Below are 18,364 nucleotides of genomic sequence, written 5' to 3' on the forward strand. Positions count from 1 at the left end.
GACGTTGCCCACGAACACCCCTTGCGGCCCCCAGGGCGGAGGAGGGGGTTCGGGGTTAGTCTTCGCCAATGAGCTCGAGCCCATCCAGCCGGCCGTCCGTCGTCGTGGCGGAGCTGGGGCCCACGAACACCGGGAAGACCTACCGCGCCATCGAACGGATGCTCGAGCACGACTCAGGCATCATCGGCCTGCCGCTCCGCTTGCTTGCCCGAGAGGTCTACGACCGGGTGACCGCGAAGGTGGGCGAGGGCCGGGTCGCGCTGATGACGGGCGAGGAGAAGCGCATCCCGCCCCGGCCCGACTACTGGATCTGCACCGTGGAGGCGATGCCGACGGACCGGCAGGTCGACTTCCTCGCGGTGGATGAGATCCAGCTCGCCGCGCACCGGGAGCGCGGGCACGTCTTCACCGACCGGCTGCTGCACGCGCGCGGCCGCAAGGAGACGTGGTTCCTGGGCGCGGAGACGATGCGGCCCATGGTGCAGGCGCTCATCCCGCATGCGTCCATGAAGCGCGCCACGCGCCTTTCGCAGCTGCGCTATTCCGGGCGCAAGTCGCTGAAGAGCCTGCCGCCGCGCTCGGCGGTGGTCGCGTTCTCCGCGGACCGCGTCTACGAGCTGGCCGAATCGCTGCGCCGCCTGCGGGGTGGGGTGGCGGTGGTGCTGGGGGCGCTGTCGCCCCGGACGCGCAACGCGCAGGTGGCCATGTATCAGTCCGGCGAGGTCCAGTACCTCGTGGCCACGGATGCCATTGGCATGGGGTTGAACCTGGACCTCAACCACGTGGCCTTCGCGACGCTCTCCAAGTTCGACGGCGCCGAGCAGCGCGACCTGTATCCCGACGAGCTGGCGCAGATCGCCGGCCGCGCGGGGCGCCACCTGAACGATGGCAGCTTCGGCGCGCTGAACACGCTGCCGGAGCTTCCGCCGCGCGTCGTTACCGCCATCGAATCGCACCGCTTCCCCGCGGTGCGCAGCCTCATCTGGCGCAACTCCTTGCTGGACTTCTCCAGCCCGGAGGCCCTGCTGGACTCGCTGTCGCGAGCGCCGCGCGACAACGCCTTCGTGCGGGTGGAGCGCGCGGATGATTTCGACGCGCTCAAGGGGCTGTCGGCCGTGCCCGCCATCCGGGATGTCACCACCGACAAGGCGTCCGTCGAGCTCCTGTGGCAGGTCTGCCAGGTCCCGGACTTCCGCAAGGGCCTCTTCGGCCAGCACGTCGCGCTGTTGCGCGAGACGTTCCTCCAGCTGACCGCGGGGGATGGGAAGCTGGACCCCACGTGGCTGGGCCGGCAGGTGTCGCCGCTCGACGACGCGTCCGGGGACATCCACACGCTGATGGACCGGCTCGCGGCCATCCGCATCTGGACGTACATCAGCCACCGTCCGGGCTGGCTGCACGACGCGGAGGAATGGCAGGAGCGCACGCGCCGCATCGAGGACGCGCTGGGCGATGCCCTGCATGAGCGGCTGGTGGAGCGCTTCGTCCAGCGGGCCGCGAGGAGGAGCGCGCGCCGCTTCGTGAGGGCCAGCGCGCAGCCGCAGGTCGGTTCGGACAGTCCCTTCGCCAAGCTGGGGCAGTTGCTGACGGAGGTGCCGGGCGCGGAAGGTGCGGTGATGACGGAGGAGCAGTTCGTCCAGCGCGTGGTGGACGCGACGCACGACGCCTTCGAAGTGGACCCGATGGGGCGCATCTCGTTCGAGAGCCAGCCGCTGGCCCGGCTGGTGCGGGGACGGGACCGGCGCTCGCCGCAATTGGCGTTGGCGGAGCCGGAGGTGTGGACGGGCGGCGCGCGGCAGCGGCTGGAGCGCCGGCTGGTGGCGCTGGCGAAGGACCTGGTGACGGAGGCCATGGGAGGCTTTCCCGCGGAGTCCTTCACGGGCGAGAGCCGCGCACCGGCGATGCGAGGCGTGGCCTACCGGCTGGCGGAAGGGCTGGGGGTCATCTCCCAGGGCGAGGCGCGCGAACAGTGGAAGCTCCTGGACGAGGAGTCGCGGGAGCGGCTGAAGGCGCAGGGGGTCCACGAGGGCCAGCGGTTCCTCTACGTCACCGGGGCCCTGTCGCCGCAGGCCCTGGAGCGGCGGGCCATGTTGACGGCGCTGTTCCAGCAGGCCCCGTGTCCGCAGGGCATCCCGCAGGAGCCGGCGCTGAACGTCGCGACGCTTGCCGGCCGGAACGCGCGGTCCTTCGGCTACGAGGTCATCGGCCCGGTGGCGCTGCGCATCGACATCGTGGAGCGGCTGGGGGAGGGATTGCGGAATCCCCAGGGTGCCCGGCAGGCGCAAGCGCTCATGCAGCAACTGCGCTTGGAAGGCGGCGTGCGCGCGCAGGTGCTGCGGGCGCTGGGGGGACAGCCCCAGGGCGCGGCCTCGAAGCGGCGGCGGAGAAAGCGCGGACGGAAGCCATCGGCGACGGCACCCGAGGCGAATGGTGCTCGCGGACGTGAGCCGGCGGCATCGAAGTGGCTCAACGAACGCCCCTCATGAGGGGACGTCCAGGGAGCAGGCCGGCTGCCCGGGAGGAGGGGAGGCGACGAATCCACGCGGGCTCCGGCCGGATTGGCCTACGCTGGCGCCGTCTCCAACCCAGGCCGGTGGTCGTCTCATGAGCGGTGGTCGTGCCCTCTCGCCAGTCCTCCTCGTCGGTGCCGGAACGGGCGAAGCCACGTGCGGCATCCTCTACCTGGCGAGCTACCTGCGGCGCGGCGGGATTGAAGCCTTCGTGCGGCTGTGGGACGGCGACGAGAGCGCAGGGGAGGTGAAGGACACCTTCGAGCGCCTCATCGCCCGCGTGCGCCCGAAGCTCATCGGCATCAGCCTCAAGTGGTTCCACCACGTGGACCGCGCGCTGCTCATCGCGCGGACCGTGCGGAAGATCGACCCGTCCATCCGCATCGTCGTGGGCGGCAACTCCGCGTCGTACTGGTGGAAGGAGCTGAGCGGCTTCGACTGCATCGACCACGTCGTGCTGGGCGACGGAGAGGTCCCGCTGCTGGCGCTCTGCAACGGCGAAGAAGCCCCGCCCAACGTCGTGACGCGCACGCCGGATGGCCGTCCCCGCAGGCTGCCGCTGGCGTACGTGCAGCGCGCCACCAATACGGAGGACGTCTACTACTCGCACTTCAAGGACATCTTCCTCAGCCAGCGGGATGCGCACTCCTTCTCCGGCTGGGTCGCGCCCGGGAAGGGCTGTGGGGAGAACTGTCTGTATTGCGGCGGGGCCCGGGGCAACCAGAAGGCGGACTTCGGGCGCGCGAAGCCGTTCCTGCGCTCCGAGGAGAACGTGCGCCGGGACCACCAGGAGATCGCCGGCCGGACGTGGCAGATGCGCTACGACTTCGCGGGCAGCACGGCGGAGTTCCTGGGGAGCACCTGGGCGGGCGTGGACCTCTCCCGCCACTGCTGCACGTACTTCCTCTGGGGCGTGCCGCGCGTGGAGTTGGTCGCGGCGCTGGCGGCGACCTTCCAGCGCATCTACATGGTCATCGACATCGGCTGCTTCTCCGAACAGCAGCGGCTGGAGCAGATGGGCAAGGGCCTGCTCAAGCCGTGCGCGAAGGACCGCGAGCTGCTCGATGTCATCGAGTCCGTCCGCCGCCACCCGAACGTGGACATCGAAATCTCCGGCATCGGCGGCCTCCCGTTCACGAACAAGGCACGGCTCGCGGAGGAGCTCCAGCTGGTGGAGCGCGTCATCGGCCTGGACTGCGTGGTGGGCTACCAGCGGCTGGAGGCACAGCCCGGAGCGCTCGTCACGGAGCACCCCGCGCGCTTCGACATGGTGACGGAGGCGAAGACGTTCGCGGAGTTCCTCGACTACTTCGAGCGCCGCGAGCCCGGCGACGTGTCCGTGCCGATGATCCGCTTCAAGGACGCGGAGCTGGAGGCCGCGGTGCAGCGCAACTCGGACCGGGTGGACGCCCTCGTCTGGAAGCACCGGGACGCGAGGAAGCGCGTCACCCTCAACGGGCGCACGCGGCTCAAGAACACCGCGCCCTCGACGGAGCGCTTCACGCTGGGGGACTGGCTGGGAAGCCACCGCGCGCCCGCGAAGCTGGCGAAGGAGCCGGTGACGGTGCTGCGCTCGGTGGACGGCATCACCCTGAGCTGCGCCCCGTCCGTCAGCCCGCGCAGATTCAATGACCCGACGCTGACGCAAGGCGAGGACGGCGCCATCCTCCTCGCCGCCCTGGAGGCCTTCAAGCAGCCCACCACCGTCTCCCACGCCGTGACGCACCTGGGCTCGAAGGCAAGGCTGGACCCGCAGTCCGCCCATGACGTCATCGACCACCTGGTGGAAGGACGCTTCCTCCAGCCCGCGTAGGGCACGGGACGCCAAAGCGTGCAATAGCTTTAAGTCATGGATATCGTGATAGCCCCTCTTCATGAAGAAGGAGCGGTCCGATGTTCAGGAATGCGACCTTGTGGCTCACGCTGGCCGGCGGCCTGCTGGCTTCGGGTGCTGGCGCGGCGACGGTGACGAACTACCGGGGTGGCAACGCGCCGGTGTACTCGCGCACCTCGTATGACTACGTGCCGAGCGTGATGAAGGACGGCGTCTACCGCATGTGGTGGTGCGGCGGCATCGCGGGCGACTACATCCTCTACGCCGAGGCGGACAGCCTGGGCGGCCCGTGGCACGCGCGAGGCTCCACGGCGGCCAACAGCTACAACACGGTGTTCCGGCCCACGGGGAACGCCGCGCAGTTCGACGGCATCCACGTCTGTGATCCGTCCGTCATCCGCGTCGACGCGACGTATTACATGTATTACGGCGGCTACGGCGACGGCACGGGCACCACGATGATTGGCGTGGCGTCCAGTCCGGATGGCCTCAACTGGACGCGCCTCAACGGCGGCAATCCCATCATCGTGCCCGCGCGGGACTACCGCACCGTGCCCAACAAGTACGGCGCGGGGCAGCCGAGCGTCACGTACGTGGAGGGGAAGTTCTACCTCATCTTCACGGACTCCACGGGCTACGCGGTGGACGGCAACGGCGGGGGCCAGTTCGTCCTGCGCTCGTCGGACCCCACCTTCCAGACGGGCGTGGAGGAGCTGACGGCCACGGGCTTCGCGCCCCGGACGGCGGCGAACCACACGCGGCACTCGCTGATCGGCGCGTTCTCCGTGGACTGGCAGTACGTGGACACGAACGACACGTTCGCCGTCGCGGTGGACGGAAGCACCTCCGGCGCGACGCGTGTCTTCCTCTTCAACAGCGCGCTGAACCAGCAGGTGGATCAGTTCGACGTCGCGGGGACGTGGACGGAAGGGCCGGCCATCGTGTCGCGTCCGGACAAGCACGCTGTCGCGTCATCCACGTGCGGCACGGTCCCGGTGGACATCCTCCGCTCGGTGGGCACGGGCGACGTGAACACCTGGAACCTGGCGCACAGCGGCGTGGACCTCTTGACGGGGCGCTCGTGCGACCAGGTGCCGATGGGGCGCGTGTACGAGGGCTACCTCATCCAGAGCGCCGGCCTGCCGCTCACCCTGGTGCGCGGTGGGACGCGGCTCCAGTTCGCGCTGGCCGCCCCCGCGCTGGACCTGTCACGCAACGCGATCGGCGTCGCGTCCGACATCTTCTACCGCGTCCCCTACGGGGCTTCGATGCACTCGGGAGCGCCCGTCTACGGCGCGTCCGGCCGCCCCGCCGCGTTCTCTCTGGATGACGGACGGCTGTGGCCGGTGAGCTGCCTGGAGGCCATCACGCACAACAACTCGTCCATCGCGTCCATGAGCGTGACTCAGTGGGACGGCATCCCCAAGGGGCCTGCCCTCCACTGCGTGAAGTAGGCTGCGACACACTCGAAAAGTCGCCAGGAGCCTCTCCATGATTGAAACCCCACGCATCACGCAGACGGACGCGCAGCACACCGCGCTCATCCATGTGACCGTGCCCCGCTCGCAGCTCCGTCAGGTCATGGGGCCGGGCATCTCGGAGGTGATGGCCACCGTGGCCGCGCAGGGCCTCAAGCCCGCGGGGCCGTGGTTCGTGCATCACCTGCGGATCGACCCGGAGGTCTTCGACCTGGAGATCAGCGTGCCCGTGCCCTCGCCGGTCAAGGCCGCGGGCCGCGTCAAGCCGGGGCAGTGGCCCGCGATGAAGGTGGTACGCGCCGTCTACCAGGGACCCTATGAGGGCCTGGGCGCCGCCTGGGGCGAGTTCGAGGCGTGGATCCGGGAGCAGGGGCTCCACACGGCCCAGGACGTCTGGGAGGTCTACGTCTCGGGGCCGGAGTCGAGTCCCGACCCCAAGACGTGGCGGACGGAGTGCAACCGGCCGTTGCTCGACTGACGGGCCGCTTCGTCACCGTCAGCGGTCAGCGCCCTCGGAGTGCGCACGCGGCGGATGTCCCGTGGGCGGAGTCATGGGCTTCGCGAGCGGCACGGGCCGCCCCGTGACACGCGCGACCTCCGCTGGCTCAGGCCCCCGGTTCCAGTACCCCTCGCGAGCCACCACGTGCTCGCCCACGGGCTGCGTCTGGCGCATCAGCTCCTGGACCCGCGAGGCCGGGAGTCGATGCATGCCCACGTCGGGCCGCACGAAGTCGTTCACGCCCACGAAGGTCCAGCTCAGCCCGGTGCTGATGCCGGGAGGCGCGAGCGGCTGCCAGCCGATGAGGCCATCCCCCGACCGCCAGTCCACCCAGGCCGGCGCCCACTCACTGTCGGGCCACCACACCCAGCCCGCGGACGGCGCGACGAACCACCGGCCATAGTGGAAGGGCGCCTGGCCCCAATCCCAATCACTCTCGAAGGTCCATCCCCAATCGCTGGACACCCACTGGCCCCCGGTGGAGTAGGGGACGAAGTCCGCGCCGACGACGTTCGGGTCCGGGCGCCAGACCCAGCCCACGTCCGGCAGTTCCATCCAGGTGCCGTAGGGGGCCAGCACCTCCCGGAACTGGGACATGGGTTGGGTCAGGGAGCCGGCGCTCGACGTCACCTGCGGCCCGAAGTCGTCCGCCGGGCCCAGCGCGCAGCCGCTGGCTGCCAGGATGGCGAAGACAGTCACGCCGCCGGTCCGAAGCCAGCGCACCCGGGTGTGCCAGGGGCCCATGTCCGGTTCCTTTCGTGGGGGTACGCCCTGCAAGGTGCGGATGACTTCACGCAACTTCACGAGCCAGCGCCGGAAGGGGGGCGTATGTACGCCTGAACGGAGGTTCCAATGGCATCCGCGAAGGCCATGTTGGGAAGCATGCTGGGCCGCTTCCTCTTCACCGACGCCCGGGTCACGCAGGTGCGAGAGGTGTCGCGCGCCTTTCGCCAGATTGACTGTGAAGGGCCAGCGCTGCGGGGGCAGGGCTGGACCCCTGGCGACAAGGTGCAGGTGTTCCTGCCAGGGCTGGGCATGCGCACGTACACGCCGCTGTCGTGGGACGAAACGCGCGGCGCCACGGCCTTCCTCGTGTACCTGCACGGCGACAGCCCGGGAGCGAAGTGGGGCCGCGACGTGCGCGCCGGGGACCCGGTCCAGTTCTTCGGGCCCCGGCGCTCGGTGGCACTGGAGGCCGGTGACGCGCCGGTGGTCCTCTTCGGTGACGAAACGTCCTTCGCGGTGGCGCACGCGCTCCGGACCGGAGCGAAGCGGGACGTCACGCCGCTCTTCGAGGTGACGCGCCGGGAGGACTGCGCGCCCGCGCTGCGGGAGCTGGGCTTCGAGGGCCAGGACGTGGAGCGCACGCCAGGGGACGCGCACCTGGCGCAGGTCCACGAACGGCTGCGCGAGGCGCTGCGCGCGAAGCCCGGCGCGACGCTGGTGATGACGGGCCGGGCGCAGTCCATCCAGGCCCTGCGCTCACGGCTGCGCGGCGACGGCGAACGCGCCACGCCCAGGGTGAAGGCCTACTGGGCGGTGGGCAAGGCGGGGCTGGACTGATTCAGGCCGGAGCGAACTGGAGGCCGCGCAGGACGTCGTCGCGGTCCCGGGAGACGCCCGCGGGGCGGCGCTTGGACTTCTGCCGCAGGAAGCGCGAGGCATCCTGGCGGCGGTAGCAGGTGAGGAGCCGGTCCTCGTCATTGAGGATGAGGATCCATCCGCGCGCCTGCCGGGCCAGCGACGAATCGCGAAGGGCCACGGGCAGGTCGCGCTCGTGCACGGTGAGGTGGGTGGCACCGCACGCGCGGGCGGGAGTGCCGAACTCGAGGATGAACGCGATGACCTCCTCGCGCAGCCTCCAGCGGGCGCACTGCTCGACGAAGAGGCGGGTGAGGGAGAACACGGACGACGCGGGGCTCTGGCGCATGGCGGGCTATCTCCTTGCGCGCTTCCCAATACACACGGCGTTCCAACCCCTCGCGCACGCGATTCCGCGCACTTGCGTGAAGCCCCGGGGGCTGCGAAAGGACATTCCGTCAATCGCGCCAGCGGCCCGTGTCACCCAGGCACGGCCCGCGACTGGAGGCCTTCACGACGGCCGCCGTCCCCCACGCCGCGTGACGGCGCCGTGCACTCCCAGGCTGGACCGTTGTGAAGAATCACTTCACAGGCCATGCGGCTTTTTGACACGCTCGCCGGAGGTTGGACCCGGGCATCATGACCCGTCCGGCCTCGTGGCGCTGCGCATGAGGCCGGGCGACCTCTGGCCGAAGGGATGGACGGGGCACGATGAAGCTTCGCTCGAAAGCACTGGGAGTCGTGCTGGGCGCGGGGGCGGCGGGGTTGTCGCTGTCGCTCCTGTTCGGCGCGGGATGTGGAGGCCGCGCGGCGCATGTCGCCGCGGTGCCGCCGCCCGAGAATCCGCAAGCGCTCCGGACGCCGGAGGCCTTCGCGGGCATTGGCGACAAGAAGGAGCGCTCGCGGGCGCTGTTCCTGGAGGCGAGCCGGGTGATGCTGCATCCGCGCTGCGTCAACTGCCACCCCGTGGGTGACAGCCCCCTGCAGGGCATGAACGGCCAGGTCCATGACCCGCCGGTGGCCCGTGGCCCTGAAGACCAGGGCGTGCCCGGCCTGGAGTGCACCTCCTGCCACCAGGACCGCAACGCGCAGCTGGCGCGGGTCCCCGGCGCGCCCAAGTGGCACCTGGCGCCCAAGGTGATGTTCTGGGAGGGACGCACGCCGCGCTCGCTGTGCGAGCAGTTGAAGGACCCGTCGCGCAACGGCGGCAAGAGCCTGGCGGAGCTGATTGAGCACTCCGCGCATGACGAGCTGGTGGGCTGGGGCTGGAAGCCGGGCGCGGACCGGGTGCCGGCGCCGGGGACGCAGGCCGGGTTCGGGGCCCTGATGGCCGCGTGGGTGAAGGACGGCGCGGAGTGCCCGCGCGAGGAGAGCCGACCGTGAGCATCCGTCTACGAGTGAATGGAACCGAGCACGTGCTCGACGTGGATCCGGAGATGCCGCTGCTCTGGGCGCTGCGCGACGTGCTGACGCTGACCGGGACGAAGTACGGCTGCGGCCAGGCGCTCTGCGGCGCGTGCGTCGTGCACATCGACGGCGCGGCGGTGCGCTCGTGCGTGACGCCGGTGCGCCGCGCGGAGGGCCGCGAGGTGATGACCATTGAAGGCCTATCGCCGGACGGCTCGCACCCGCTGCAGAAGGCCTGGGTGGACCTGGCGGTGCCGCAGTGTGGCTTCTGTCAGGCGGGGCAGATCATGACCGCGGCGGCGCTGCTGGCGAAGAAGCCGAAGCCCACCGACGCGGAGATTGATCAATCGCTGGCGGGCAACCTCTGCCGCTGCGGGACGTACACGCGCATCCGCACCGCCGTGAAGAAGGCGGCGGGACTGCCGACGGAGTGAGGACCCCCACCATGCAAGACATGCGCATCCGTCTGTCGCGCCGCTCCGTGCTCGCGGGAATGGGCCTCGTGGCCGGGGGCCTGGGGCTGGAGGTGGTCCTCCCCGCCAGGGCGCACGCCGCGCCCATGCCCACGTCGCTGCCCGCGGTGCCCACGGAAGGGCTCCGCGCCAACGTCTTCGTCCACGTGGCACCGGACGGCGTGGTGACCATCGTCTGCCACCGCTCGGAGATGGGGCAGGGCGTGCGCAGCTCGCTGCCGGTGCTCATCGCGGATGAGCTGGGCGCGGACATGGCCCACGTGAAGGTGGTCCAGGGCGACGGCGACGAGGCCTACGGCGACCAGAACACGGACGGCTCCAGCAGCGTGCGGAAGACCTTCGACGACCTGCGCTACGCGGGCGCGACGGCGCGCACGATGCTGGTCGCGGTGGCGGCGAAGCGCTGGAAGGTGGCGCCCACGGAGTGCGAGGCGCGCGACCACGCGGTGTTCCACAAGGGCACGCAGCGGACGCTCCGGTTCGGCGAGCTGGCCAGCGACGCGGCGAAGCTCAAGGTCCCGAAGAAGGAGGCCGTGACGCTGCGGCCGCGCGGCGAGCTCAAGAACCTGGGCAAGGAGCTGCCGCTGCTGGACGGGCCGGACATCGTGACGGGCCGGGCGGTGTTCGGCGCGGACGTGGTGCTGCCGGGGATGCGCACGGCGGTCATCGCGCGTCCGCCCGTGGCGGGAGGCAGCGTGGCCCGCTACGACGCGACGAAGACGCTGGCGGTGCCGGGCGTGCGGCAGGTGGTGGAGCTGCCGGCGGCGAAGAAGCCCTTCCTGTTCCAGCCGCTGGGCGGGCTGGCGGTGGTGGCGGACAACACCTGGGCGGCCATGAAGGGCCGCGCGGTGCTGGACGTGACGTGGGAGGGCGGGGACAACGCCGTCTACGACTCGGCGGCGTACCGCGAGCAGCTGCTGGAGGTGATTGGCAAGCCGGGCAAGGTGGTGCGCAACGTCGGTGACGCGGAAGGCGCGCTGGCGAAGGCGGCGAAGCGGGTGCAGGCCACGTACAACACGCCGCACCTGGCGCACGCGCCCATGGAGCCGCCCGCGGCGGTGGCGAAGGTGGAGAACGGCACCTGCGAGGTGTGGGCCACGACGCAGAACCCGCAGGCCGCGCGCAGCGAGGTGGCGAAGGCGCTGGGCCTGGACCCGTCCAAGGTGACGGTGCACGTGACGCTCTTGGGCGGCGGGTTCGGCCGCAAGTCGAAGCCGGACTACGTGGTGGAGGCGGCGCTCGTCGCGAAGGCGGTGGGCGCGCCGGTGCGCCTGCAGTGGACGCGCGAGGACGACGTTCGCCACGACTACTACCACTCCACGAGCGCGCAGCGGCTGGAGGCGGGCCTGGACGCGAACGGCAAGGTGGTGGCGTGGCACCAGCGCATCGCGTTCCCGCCCATCGGCTCCACGTTCGCGGACGCGACGTTCGCGGGCGAAGGGGAGATGGGGCAGGGCATCATGGACCTGCCGCTGGCCATCCCCGACGTCCGGATGGAGAACTGCGAGGCGCGGGCGCACACGCGCATCGGCTGGCTGCGGTCCGTGGCGAACATCTACCACGCGTTCGCGGTGCAGAGCTTCATCGACGAGCTGGCGCACGAGCGCGGCACGGATCCGCGCGACACGCTGCTGGAGGTGCTGGGGCCCTCCCGCATCGTGACGCCCAAGGACCTGGGCGTGGCGAAGGTGCCCAACTACGGCCAGCCGATTGAAGAGCACCCGGTGGACACGGCGCGGCTGCGGCGTGTGATTGAGCGGGTGACGGGCCTTGCGCGCTGGGACGAGCGCAAGCAGCAGGGAAGGGCGCTAGGCCTGGCGGCGCACCGCAGCTTCCTGACGTACGTGGCGGTGGTGGTGTCGGTGGTGAAGGACGCGGACGAGCGCATCCGGGTGGACGAGGCGTGGATCGTCGCCGACGCGGGCACCATCGTGAACATGGAGCGCGTCCGGGCGCAGATGGAGGGCGCGGTGGTGTTCGGCCTGAGCCTGGGGCTCTACGGCGCCATCACGATGAAGGACGGCGCCACGGTGGAGAGCAACTTCCGCGACTACCGCCTGGCGCGCATCGCGGAGACGCCCCGGAAGATCCACGTGGACATCATCCCCAGCGACGGCCGCCCGGGAGGCATTGGAGAGCCCGGAGTGCCCCCCGTGGCCCCGGCCCTGGCCAACGCTGTCTTCGCGCTCACGGGGACCCGCGTGCGCGAGCTGCCGCTGGTGAAGACCGTGAAGGTGTGAGCCGGCGCGGACGTCAGACGGTCCGGCTCCACTGCTCCCAGGCGGTGCTGCGCCGGACGCTGTGGATGTGCTTGTCGTGGAACGTCATGAGCCGTTCCACTTCCGGCAGGACGGGCTTGCTGCTGCATTCGGAGAACATCGACGCGGCGTAGAACTGGAGGAAGAGGGGCCAGAGGTCCAGCGCGACCTCCGCGGGCAGCGGGTGGTACTGCGCCGCGATCTTCTCCAACCGGGCGTGGATCTCCTGGATCAGCTCCACGTCCATCCAGCTCATCAGGAACGCGTAGGGATTGGCGTGTCGCTCGATGGCGCGATACAGGTGCTTGCCCACGTAGACCTGGAGCATGGCCCGCAGGACGGGGATCTGGAAGTCCCGCTTCACCAGCGCCTCGACCCACGCCCGCACCAGCGGATCGTTGATGAAGCCAAGGTGCACGGCCTGCTCCGAGTCATGGGTCTCCCACAAGCCGGCCAGCTCCGTCTGCAATTGCTCCATCGTGTTGACGTGCCTGTCGCGGAGGCGCCTGAGTTGCTCTGGGCCTTGCTTCGTCCTGCGCGCGAAGGCATTGAATCTCGACTCCTCGGCGACTTCGAAGCTCGACATGCGCTGCACGGCGCGCATGGAGGTCTCCTTGTATTGCGAGACGAACCGGGGGAGCAGCTTGACGGCCTTCTCGAACGCCACGAGCACGAAGTAGCGCTCCAGGATGGGCAGGTCTCCCTGGATGCTTTCGCAGAGTCCGCACTGCTTCCCCGTGTAGAAGTCTCCCAGGTTGCCCTGGCCGATGACCTCCTTCGCGCGGTTGAAGAGCCCTGAGCCTTCATTGCTGGTGGTGACCTGATCGAAATAGAAGAATTCCTTTTCGACGCCGGACGAGTCGGTCGGCCGCTCCTCGATCTCGACCAGTTCGTTCAGGACCGCCTGCACCTCGGAGCAGATCGCCTCCTGCGGCGCCCAGCAGAGGCCAATGGGGAGCGTGGGGACGGACTTGAGCCTCAGGTGGGCCCGCTTCTGCGTCTTCCGGAGGGTCTTTCCGGAAGGAGCGTTGCAGACGAGGTTGTAGAACTCGAACACCAGCCTCCCGGTCCGCTTGAGGATGGTCTGGGGAATCACGCAGTGCGCGTTCTTGCTATCCCCGGAGATGCCAAGAATGCGGCACGCATCACGTCCCTGGTCGTAGCTGGCGCCACACGCGTTGCAGGTCCGGCCATCCTTGATCAACTCGATCCCGTGTTCAGTCGGGGTGCCGTGGAGCGTCGACAGGATGGTGATGCTCGGTCCCGTGGACCCGGTGGAGGAGGACTGGCAGCTGGCGCACAGCGGCGCGGCCTTGAGGCTCTTGGCGCAGCCCATGTGGGCCTGGAAGGTTTTGGAACAGCCTTCACAGTTGAGGGTGGTGACGCCCACGTTGACCGGCAACATGGGCTTTGGACAGAGCGGACACGCATACCGGGCACAGCAGTCCTGACAGAAGCCGGGTTTGCTTCCCTGTTCCTTCTTCTCTTTGCACTGCTTGCAGTTGATCTGGCCCATGGATGCGTGTCCCGAGTCAGCCCGCGCGCGGAGGCTGGAAGAGGATGTGCCAGGGATGCTGCGCCCTTCCTCTCAACCAAGGCAAGAACGGACCAGGTGGGGCTCGGCGGGCCGCCTGTCACGCGCTCATGGCACCCACAGGGCCCCATCCGACAGGGCGACCTCCGAGCCGCCGCCGCCCATGCCTCCCCAGATGAAGAGGGCGTCCCCCGTCCACACGCCCGAGTGCCCCGACCGCGCGGTCGGGGCGCCCTGGGTGCGCAGCGGGGTCCAGGTGTCCGTGGCGGGGTCGTAGGCCGCGCCATCCGAACATGCGCCACCGGAGCCACACTTCGACGAGGCGCCACCCCAGACGATCATCCTCGTCCCGGTCCACACCGCGGAGTGGCCGGTGCGGGGGGAGGGCGCGTCCTTGTCGGACAGGGGCGACCAGGTATCGAGCCGTGGGTCATACGCGGCGCCTCCTTCGCAGTAGCGCGGCAGGTCCTGACCGTCGCTGCCACAGCCCAGCCCGCCCCAGACGAGCATCTTCGTCCCGGTCCACACCGCCGTGTGCGCCCAACGGGCCTGGGGAGCCCCCTGGGAAGACAGCGGACGCCAGGAGTCCGTCTCGGGGGAGTAGGCCGCGCCATCGCTCAGCGCCACGTCCACGGAGGCCCCGCCGCTGCCACCCCAGACAAGCAGCGCCTGCCCCGTCCACACCGAGGAGTGGTAGCGGCGGGCCACGGGTGCCCCGGCGCCGGACATGGGCGTCCAGGCGCCGGCCTCCACGTCGTACCGGGCCCCATCGCCCAGCACGCGCGTCTGCTGGGGCTCCTCGCCGCCCCACACCAGCATCCACCGTCCCGTCCATGCCGCCGAGTGCCAGCCGCGAGCGGAGGGCGCGCCTTGGGCCGAAAGCGCGCTCCAGGAGTCGGTGGACGGTGCGTAGGCCGCCCCGTCGCCGCAAGGTGTCTGGGGCCGCTCACCGCACCCCACGCCGCCCCAGACGAGCATCCGCTGGCCGGTCCACACCGCCGTATGCAGCGTGCGCGCGGCGGGAGCGCCCTGGGACGACAGCGGCGTCCAGGTCCTCGACGCCACGTCGAACCGGGCCCCGTCTCCGCAGACCCCGTTGACGGTGCAGCCGCCCAGTCCGCCCCAGAGCAGGACGTCCTGGCCGTCGAACACCGTCGCCACCTGGAGCCCCGCGCCAGGGCCCGCGCCCGTGGGCAGGAGCTCCCAGGTGCCCTGTTCCTCCACCCCGGCCTTCTGCGGACTCGAGCAGCAGACCAGGGTGAGGAGGAACAGGCCTGAACCCAGGCGCATCCGAAACGGCTTCACTGCGTGACGCTTCGAATGCGCCATCGGGGATTCCTCCAACTACCAGGGACGCGGGCTGCCGCAGGTGTAGCCCGGGCCGTTGATGAAGCGGGACGCGGCGCGGCCGTTGGCATCCGCGGCGGCAGTCTGCCGCACGCTCAGCGGGATCCACCACTGCGACTGGTCCGCCACGTCGCAGAGGAACTCCACCTGCACCTGGTTGGGCGAGTGGAACCGGCTGGCGGTGCCATTGTTCTCCCACATGGCGCCAAAGGCATACGCGCCAATGCCATGGAAGTAGAAGTAGTCGCACCCGTTGATGGTGCAGGCGCCCTGCGGACCGGGCCGGTGGCCGCCGGTGTTGCCATTGTTGAAGTTGTACTTGTCGAAGTACGCGTGCCAGCCCTCGTGCATGTAGTCACCCGCGCGGGAGCCCGGGTTGGAGTTGCTGACGGTCGGGTTGTAGAGCGGGCAGGCCGTCTCCACGCGGTCCGTGTCCCACGGCCAGAACCGGGGGGTGAAGGTCCCGAAGACGTCCGTGCGGTCGGTGATGCTGTGATACAGGCTATCGTGGAACTTGCTGCTGCGCGCCTCCGCCGTCGCTCGGTAGTCCGAGGTGCCGTGGAAGGACTGGGAGAGGTTGTCCGCCATGCCGTACGTCAGCAGGTAGGACGCGTTCCAGTGCTTGGGGAACTCCAGGTTGACGTTGCAGGCGTCATTCCAGCCGCGGTTGCTCCAGTCCCCGGAGCGCAGGCCGTAGGCCTGGTACTGCCAGAGGAAGAAGTCCTGCCAGCAGCCGTGGGTGTTCCACAGGGCCCGGTCCGCGTTGCTCGCGGCCGTCTGGGTGCAGACGGCGCCGGCCTCGGTGGCCAGGCCAAAGGCCAGGACGGACGACATCAGGGCAATGCCTTGCTTGAGATTCATGGGCGTTCTCGCTCCTCAGGTCGTGAGGGAAGGTCAGAACTTCGGAGGGGTCACGTCGAAGGTGTTGGGCTTCTCCTCGGGCGGGCGCGGCTCCTTCGGCTCGGGGTTCGGCGCCTGCACTTCGGGGTGGGCCTTCAGGTAGGCGGTCAGCTTGCGGTTGAACGCGTCCGCGCCCTCACCGCTGACGCGCCGGACGCGGTCCAGGAACAGGCGCTCCTCCTTGCGGACGAACGGCTCCAGCTCCTTGCGAGCCTCCAGCGTGTCCCCGCGGTTCCACAGGAAGGCGCTGATGGCCTCCGCGCGGACGATGACGGACGGGTGCGCGCCGGCCTGGTTCATCACCTCGCGGTCGAACTCCGGGTCCCGCAGGTACGCGACGCCCGCGATGGCCTTGGCCTGCAGGCGCGCCTGCTGGGCCTCTTCCTGGAGCTCGCCTTCGATGACGGTGCCCTTGTCGGGCAGGGGCATGCGGACGAACTCCACGAGGAACTTCGCGCCGTCGTAGGTCCGCATCTCCCCGAGCAGCCCCAGGCCCACGAGCGCGCGGCTGGTGTCGCCGGACTTGTGCGACTCGAGGATGTCCTCGGTGAAGGCCTGGATGAGCGCCGGCTGCTTCGCGGCGGAGGCCAGCGCCCGGCGCGCGTCGTTCTGCTCCTCCACGATGGACTCACCGGCCCAGGTGATGAAGGCATTGACGCTCTTGCGAGCATCCGCCGCATCCAGCTTCGGAGGCGAGTGCAGGACCCGGCCGGCGATGACGCGGCTGGGAGGAATGTCCGACGGCTTTTCCGAAGTGGGCCTGTCCTGCGCGACCGCCACGGAGCCGGACATCAGCCCCAGGGTCACGACAATGGTGCCCGTGCGCGAGAAGACTCGCCATTTGTTGCGCTGCATGGTCCTGCCTCCATTCACAGAAGTGAAGGAAGTGCCCGCCGAGGGGCTCCCCCTGCCACGACGCGCCGTTACCGCCGCGACCCGTGGATGGAGTGACTCATTTCAACTGCCGTACCAACGCGCTCCCCAGAGGGAGGAGAGGGGAGGGCGCCTCTCAGTTGTTGCTCCCGGAGCGACAGGCGGTGTTGTTCGCGTTGCCTGGGAGGCACCCGGCGCTATTCGCCGCTGGGCGGAGCGCTTCGCTCCTTCAGGAAGGTGCTCAGCAGTTCCTCTGCCTGAGTGCCCGGGTTGCTGAGATAGTTGAGGACATGCATGCGCAACTCGAAGTTGGGATGGGAGTAGCTGCCATCCCGGAAGCGCGCCCGCCGCGCCAAACCCTGCTCGCCGAATCCCTCCACGACGCGTAGCCCTGTGATGTTGAACGTCGTCGTGCTGAACGTTCCTTGGATGCTTTTGGCTTCCATCCATCTGTCCGTGTCGGACCCATCAGACAAGGCTTCATTGATATATCCTAGCGCGAAGAGGTCCGCGCGAAGCTCTGGGTTGAGGTGGGCAGTCCGTCCCGCCTTGACATCCTCCAGGGTCAGCTCCACGGCAACCATGTCTTGGAGTGCCAGGGGGTGGGTACTGTCAAAGCTGCCGGCATCCTGATGAAAAAGGTGTCCTGATTCATGCATCAGCGCGAATGCCAGGACCCGTGGTTCATCAACGGGCAAGCCCTCGATGCGAGTCGTCGGAGAGAACAGACGGAAGAAGTCGGGGAGACGGTCCACGTTGACGAAGACGCCATGTCCCTTGGGCGGGACAAAGACGAAATACTCCGGAGCGAGGTTCTTGCCTTCCACCGCATAGACAGGAACTCCCAGTGTCACCGAGAAGCCACCACCCTTCTCGTACACGGGCTGGAAGCCGCCTTCACCGCCCCTCCAGGAGGGGTACAAGCGAATGGGCGCACCTGGCCCCAGGACCCTATTCGCCAGTGACACTGCCTCCGAGATGGCGCTTCGGTAGCGGAATGACTCTTGAAGCCCGTACTGCTGGGGCAGCGAGAGCTTTGGAACAGTGGATTCAGGGGGTGTGCAGCCAGCCAGCGCCAGTGCAACGAACAGAATTGACGCGCGGCTCATGGGGCGTTGAGCAGAAGCGTTTGCTGGAGACTTTGGAGCGCTTCTTCCAGATCCGCCTCGCTCGTGGGCGCAGCGGCGATTTTCATGGTCTTCTCCAGGGCTTCACTGATGATTTTGGCTTCAACGAGGCTCTTTGCGGCGGCGACCTGGAACCTGTTGGAGAACCCGGTCGAAATCGCAGCCAGCGCCCCCACGACGCCTACCATGACGGCGAACCTGCTTCGGGAAACCGCGCGAGCCCCACGCGTCGGACTCCTGGCCGTTTGGGCGCCTCCTGTTGCCTGGGATGCAGGGTCCGGTGCGGATGGGGCAGCGGCCGGCTCTGGCAATTGTCCGAAGTACCCCGCGAGCAATGTAATCAGTGAGCTGAGGCCAAAGGCGATCCACTCGGCGTATTGGCTCCGCTGGGCATCTGACCGGTTCCGCGCGATATATGTACTGACGTGCAGGTTGGCCTGATCACGCAGCTTTCGGATCTCTTCCCGGCGATCCGGAGTCAATGATGAGTGTGGTGTGAAGCTGGCCACATCGTCGAGCCATAGGTTGGGCACGAACATCCGG

General features: G+C 69.2%; 16 protein-coding genes. 8 read left to right on the plus strand and 8 right to left on the minus strand.

Annotated elements, in window-relative coordinates; genetic code table 11:
• Window positions 1–68 precede the first annotated feature (68 nt).
• The 4 genes from D7W79_RS02345 (at window position 69) to D7W79_RS02360 (ending at window position 6,300) form a co-directional block, all read left to right on the plus strand.
• A complete protein-coding gene (locus tag D7W79_RS02345) occupies window positions 69–2,486 on the plus strand; it encodes a helicase-related protein (RefSeq protein ID WP_120523690.1) in 2,418 nt (805 codons plus the stop codon).
• 118 nt (window positions 2,487–2,604) lie between these two features.
• Window positions 2,605–4,323, plus strand: a complete 1,719-nt coding sequence (locus D7W79_RS02350; RefSeq protein ID WP_120523691.1) for a B12-binding domain-containing radical SAM protein — start codon at window positions 2,605–2,607, stop codon at window positions 4,321–4,323.
• A gap of 80 nt (window positions 4,324–4,403) precedes the next feature.
• The gene (locus D7W79_RS02355) at window positions 4,404–5,798 is read left to right on the plus strand and encodes a glycoside hydrolase family protein (protein WP_120523692.1); all 1,395 of its coding nucleotides are present in this window, start codon (window positions 4,404–4,406) and stop codon (window positions 5,796–5,798) included.
• Window positions 5,799–5,835: 37 nt separating this feature from the next.
• Window positions 5,836–6,300, plus strand: a complete 465-nt coding sequence (locus tag D7W79_RS02360; protein WP_120523693.1) for a GyrI-like domain-containing protein — start codon at window positions 5,836–5,838, stop codon at window positions 6,298–6,300.
• An 18-nt stretch (window positions 6,301–6,318) separates the two neighbouring features.
• On the opposite strand, the gene D7W79_RS02365 is transcribed toward D7W79_RS02360, so the two are convergent.
• Window positions 6,319–7,065, minus strand: coding sequence for a DUF6600 domain-containing protein (locus D7W79_RS02365; protein WP_120523694.1), 747 nt, complete (start codon window positions 7,063–7,065; stop codon window positions 6,319–6,321).
• Window positions 7,066–7,173: 108 nt separating this feature from the next.
• Between D7W79_RS02365 and D7W79_RS02370 the strand changes: the two genes are divergently transcribed.
• Window positions 7,174–7,884, plus strand: a complete 711-nt coding sequence (locus D7W79_RS02370) for a siderophore-interacting protein (protein ID WP_120523695.1) — start codon at window positions 7,174–7,176, stop codon at window positions 7,882–7,884.
• A 1-nt stretch (window position 7,885) separates the two neighbouring features.
• Here D7W79_RS02370 and D7W79_RS02375 read toward each other — a convergent pair whose 3' ends face one another.
• Window positions 7,886–8,251 carry a hypothetical protein gene (locus tag D7W79_RS02375; protein ID WP_120523696.1) on the minus strand — a complete coding sequence of 122 codons (366 nt, stop codon included), beginning with the start codon at window positions 8,249–8,251 and terminating at the stop codon, window positions 7,886–7,888.
• A gap of 362 nt (window positions 8,252–8,613) precedes the next feature.
• On the opposite strand from D7W79_RS02375, the gene D7W79_RS02380 reads away from it, so the two are divergent.
• Genes D7W79_RS02380 through D7W79_RS02390 form a run of 3 tightly spaced genes read left to right on the plus strand, consistent with a single transcriptional unit; the run spans window position 8,614 to window position 12,022 of the window.
• On the plus strand, window positions 8,614–9,285 hold the full coding sequence (locus D7W79_RS02380; RefSeq protein WP_120523697.1) for an Isoquinoline 1-oxidoreductase subunit: 672 nt from the start codon (window positions 8,614–8,616) through the stop codon (window positions 9,283–9,285).
• Window positions 9,282–9,743 carry a (2Fe-2S)-binding protein gene (locus tag D7W79_RS02385; RefSeq protein ID WP_120523719.1) on the plus strand — a complete coding sequence of 154 codons (462 nt, stop codon included), beginning with the start codon at window positions 9,282–9,284 and terminating at the stop codon, window positions 9,741–9,743. Before D7W79_RS02380 ends, D7W79_RS02385 begins: the two co-directional genes overlap by 4 nt.
• An 11-nt stretch (window positions 9,744–9,754) precedes the next feature.
• Complete coding sequence (locus D7W79_RS02390; protein WP_120523698.1) at window positions 9,755–12,022, plus strand: xanthine dehydrogenase family protein molybdopterin-binding subunit; 2,268 nt, start codon at window positions 9,755–9,757, stop codon at window positions 12,020–12,022.
• 13 nt (window positions 12,023–12,035) lie between these two features.
• Here D7W79_RS02390 and D7W79_RS02395 read toward each other — a convergent pair whose 3' ends face one another.
• The 6 genes from D7W79_RS02395 to D7W79_RS02420 form a co-directional block, all read right to left on the minus strand.
• Window positions 12,036–13,445 (minus strand): hypothetical protein, encoded by a 1,410-nt coding sequence (locus D7W79_RS02395; RefSeq protein ID WP_147441773.1) that lies wholly within the window; start codon window positions 13,443–13,445, stop codon window positions 12,036–12,038.
• Between the two features lie 237 nt (window positions 13,446–13,682).
• The gene (locus tag D7W79_RS02400) at window positions 13,683–14,864 is read right to left on the minus strand and encodes a Kelch repeat-containing protein (protein ID WP_158616868.1); all 1,182 of its coding nucleotides are present in this window, start codon (window positions 14,862–14,864) and stop codon (window positions 13,683–13,685) included.
• Window positions 14,865–14,918: 54 nt separating this feature from the next.
• On the minus strand, window positions 14,919–15,782 hold the full coding sequence (locus D7W79_RS02405) for a hypothetical protein (protein WP_147441774.1): 864 nt from the start codon (window positions 15,780–15,782) through the stop codon (window positions 14,919–14,921).
• Between the two features lie 33 nt (window positions 15,783–15,815).
• Entirely contained in the window at window positions 15,816–16,676 is an 861-nt protein-coding gene (locus D7W79_RS02410; protein WP_120523702.1) for a hypothetical protein, read from the minus strand.
• Between the two features lie 215 nt (window positions 16,677–16,891).
• Complete coding sequence (locus D7W79_RS02415; RefSeq protein WP_120523703.1) at window positions 16,892–17,575, minus strand: hypothetical protein; 684 nt, start codon at window positions 17,573–17,575, stop codon at window positions 16,892–16,894.
• A 224-nt stretch (window positions 17,576–17,799) separates the two neighbouring features.
• Complete coding sequence (locus D7W79_RS02420) at window positions 17,800–18,360, minus strand: hypothetical protein (protein ID WP_147441775.1); 561 nt, start codon at window positions 18,358–18,360, stop codon at window positions 17,800–17,802.
• Between the last annotated feature and the right edge of the window lie 4 nt (window positions 18,361–18,364).

The organism is Corallococcus exercitus (genome assembly GCF_003611585.1).
GTDB lineage: Bacteria > Myxococcota > Myxococcia > Myxococcales > Myxococcaceae > Corallococcus > Corallococcus exercitus.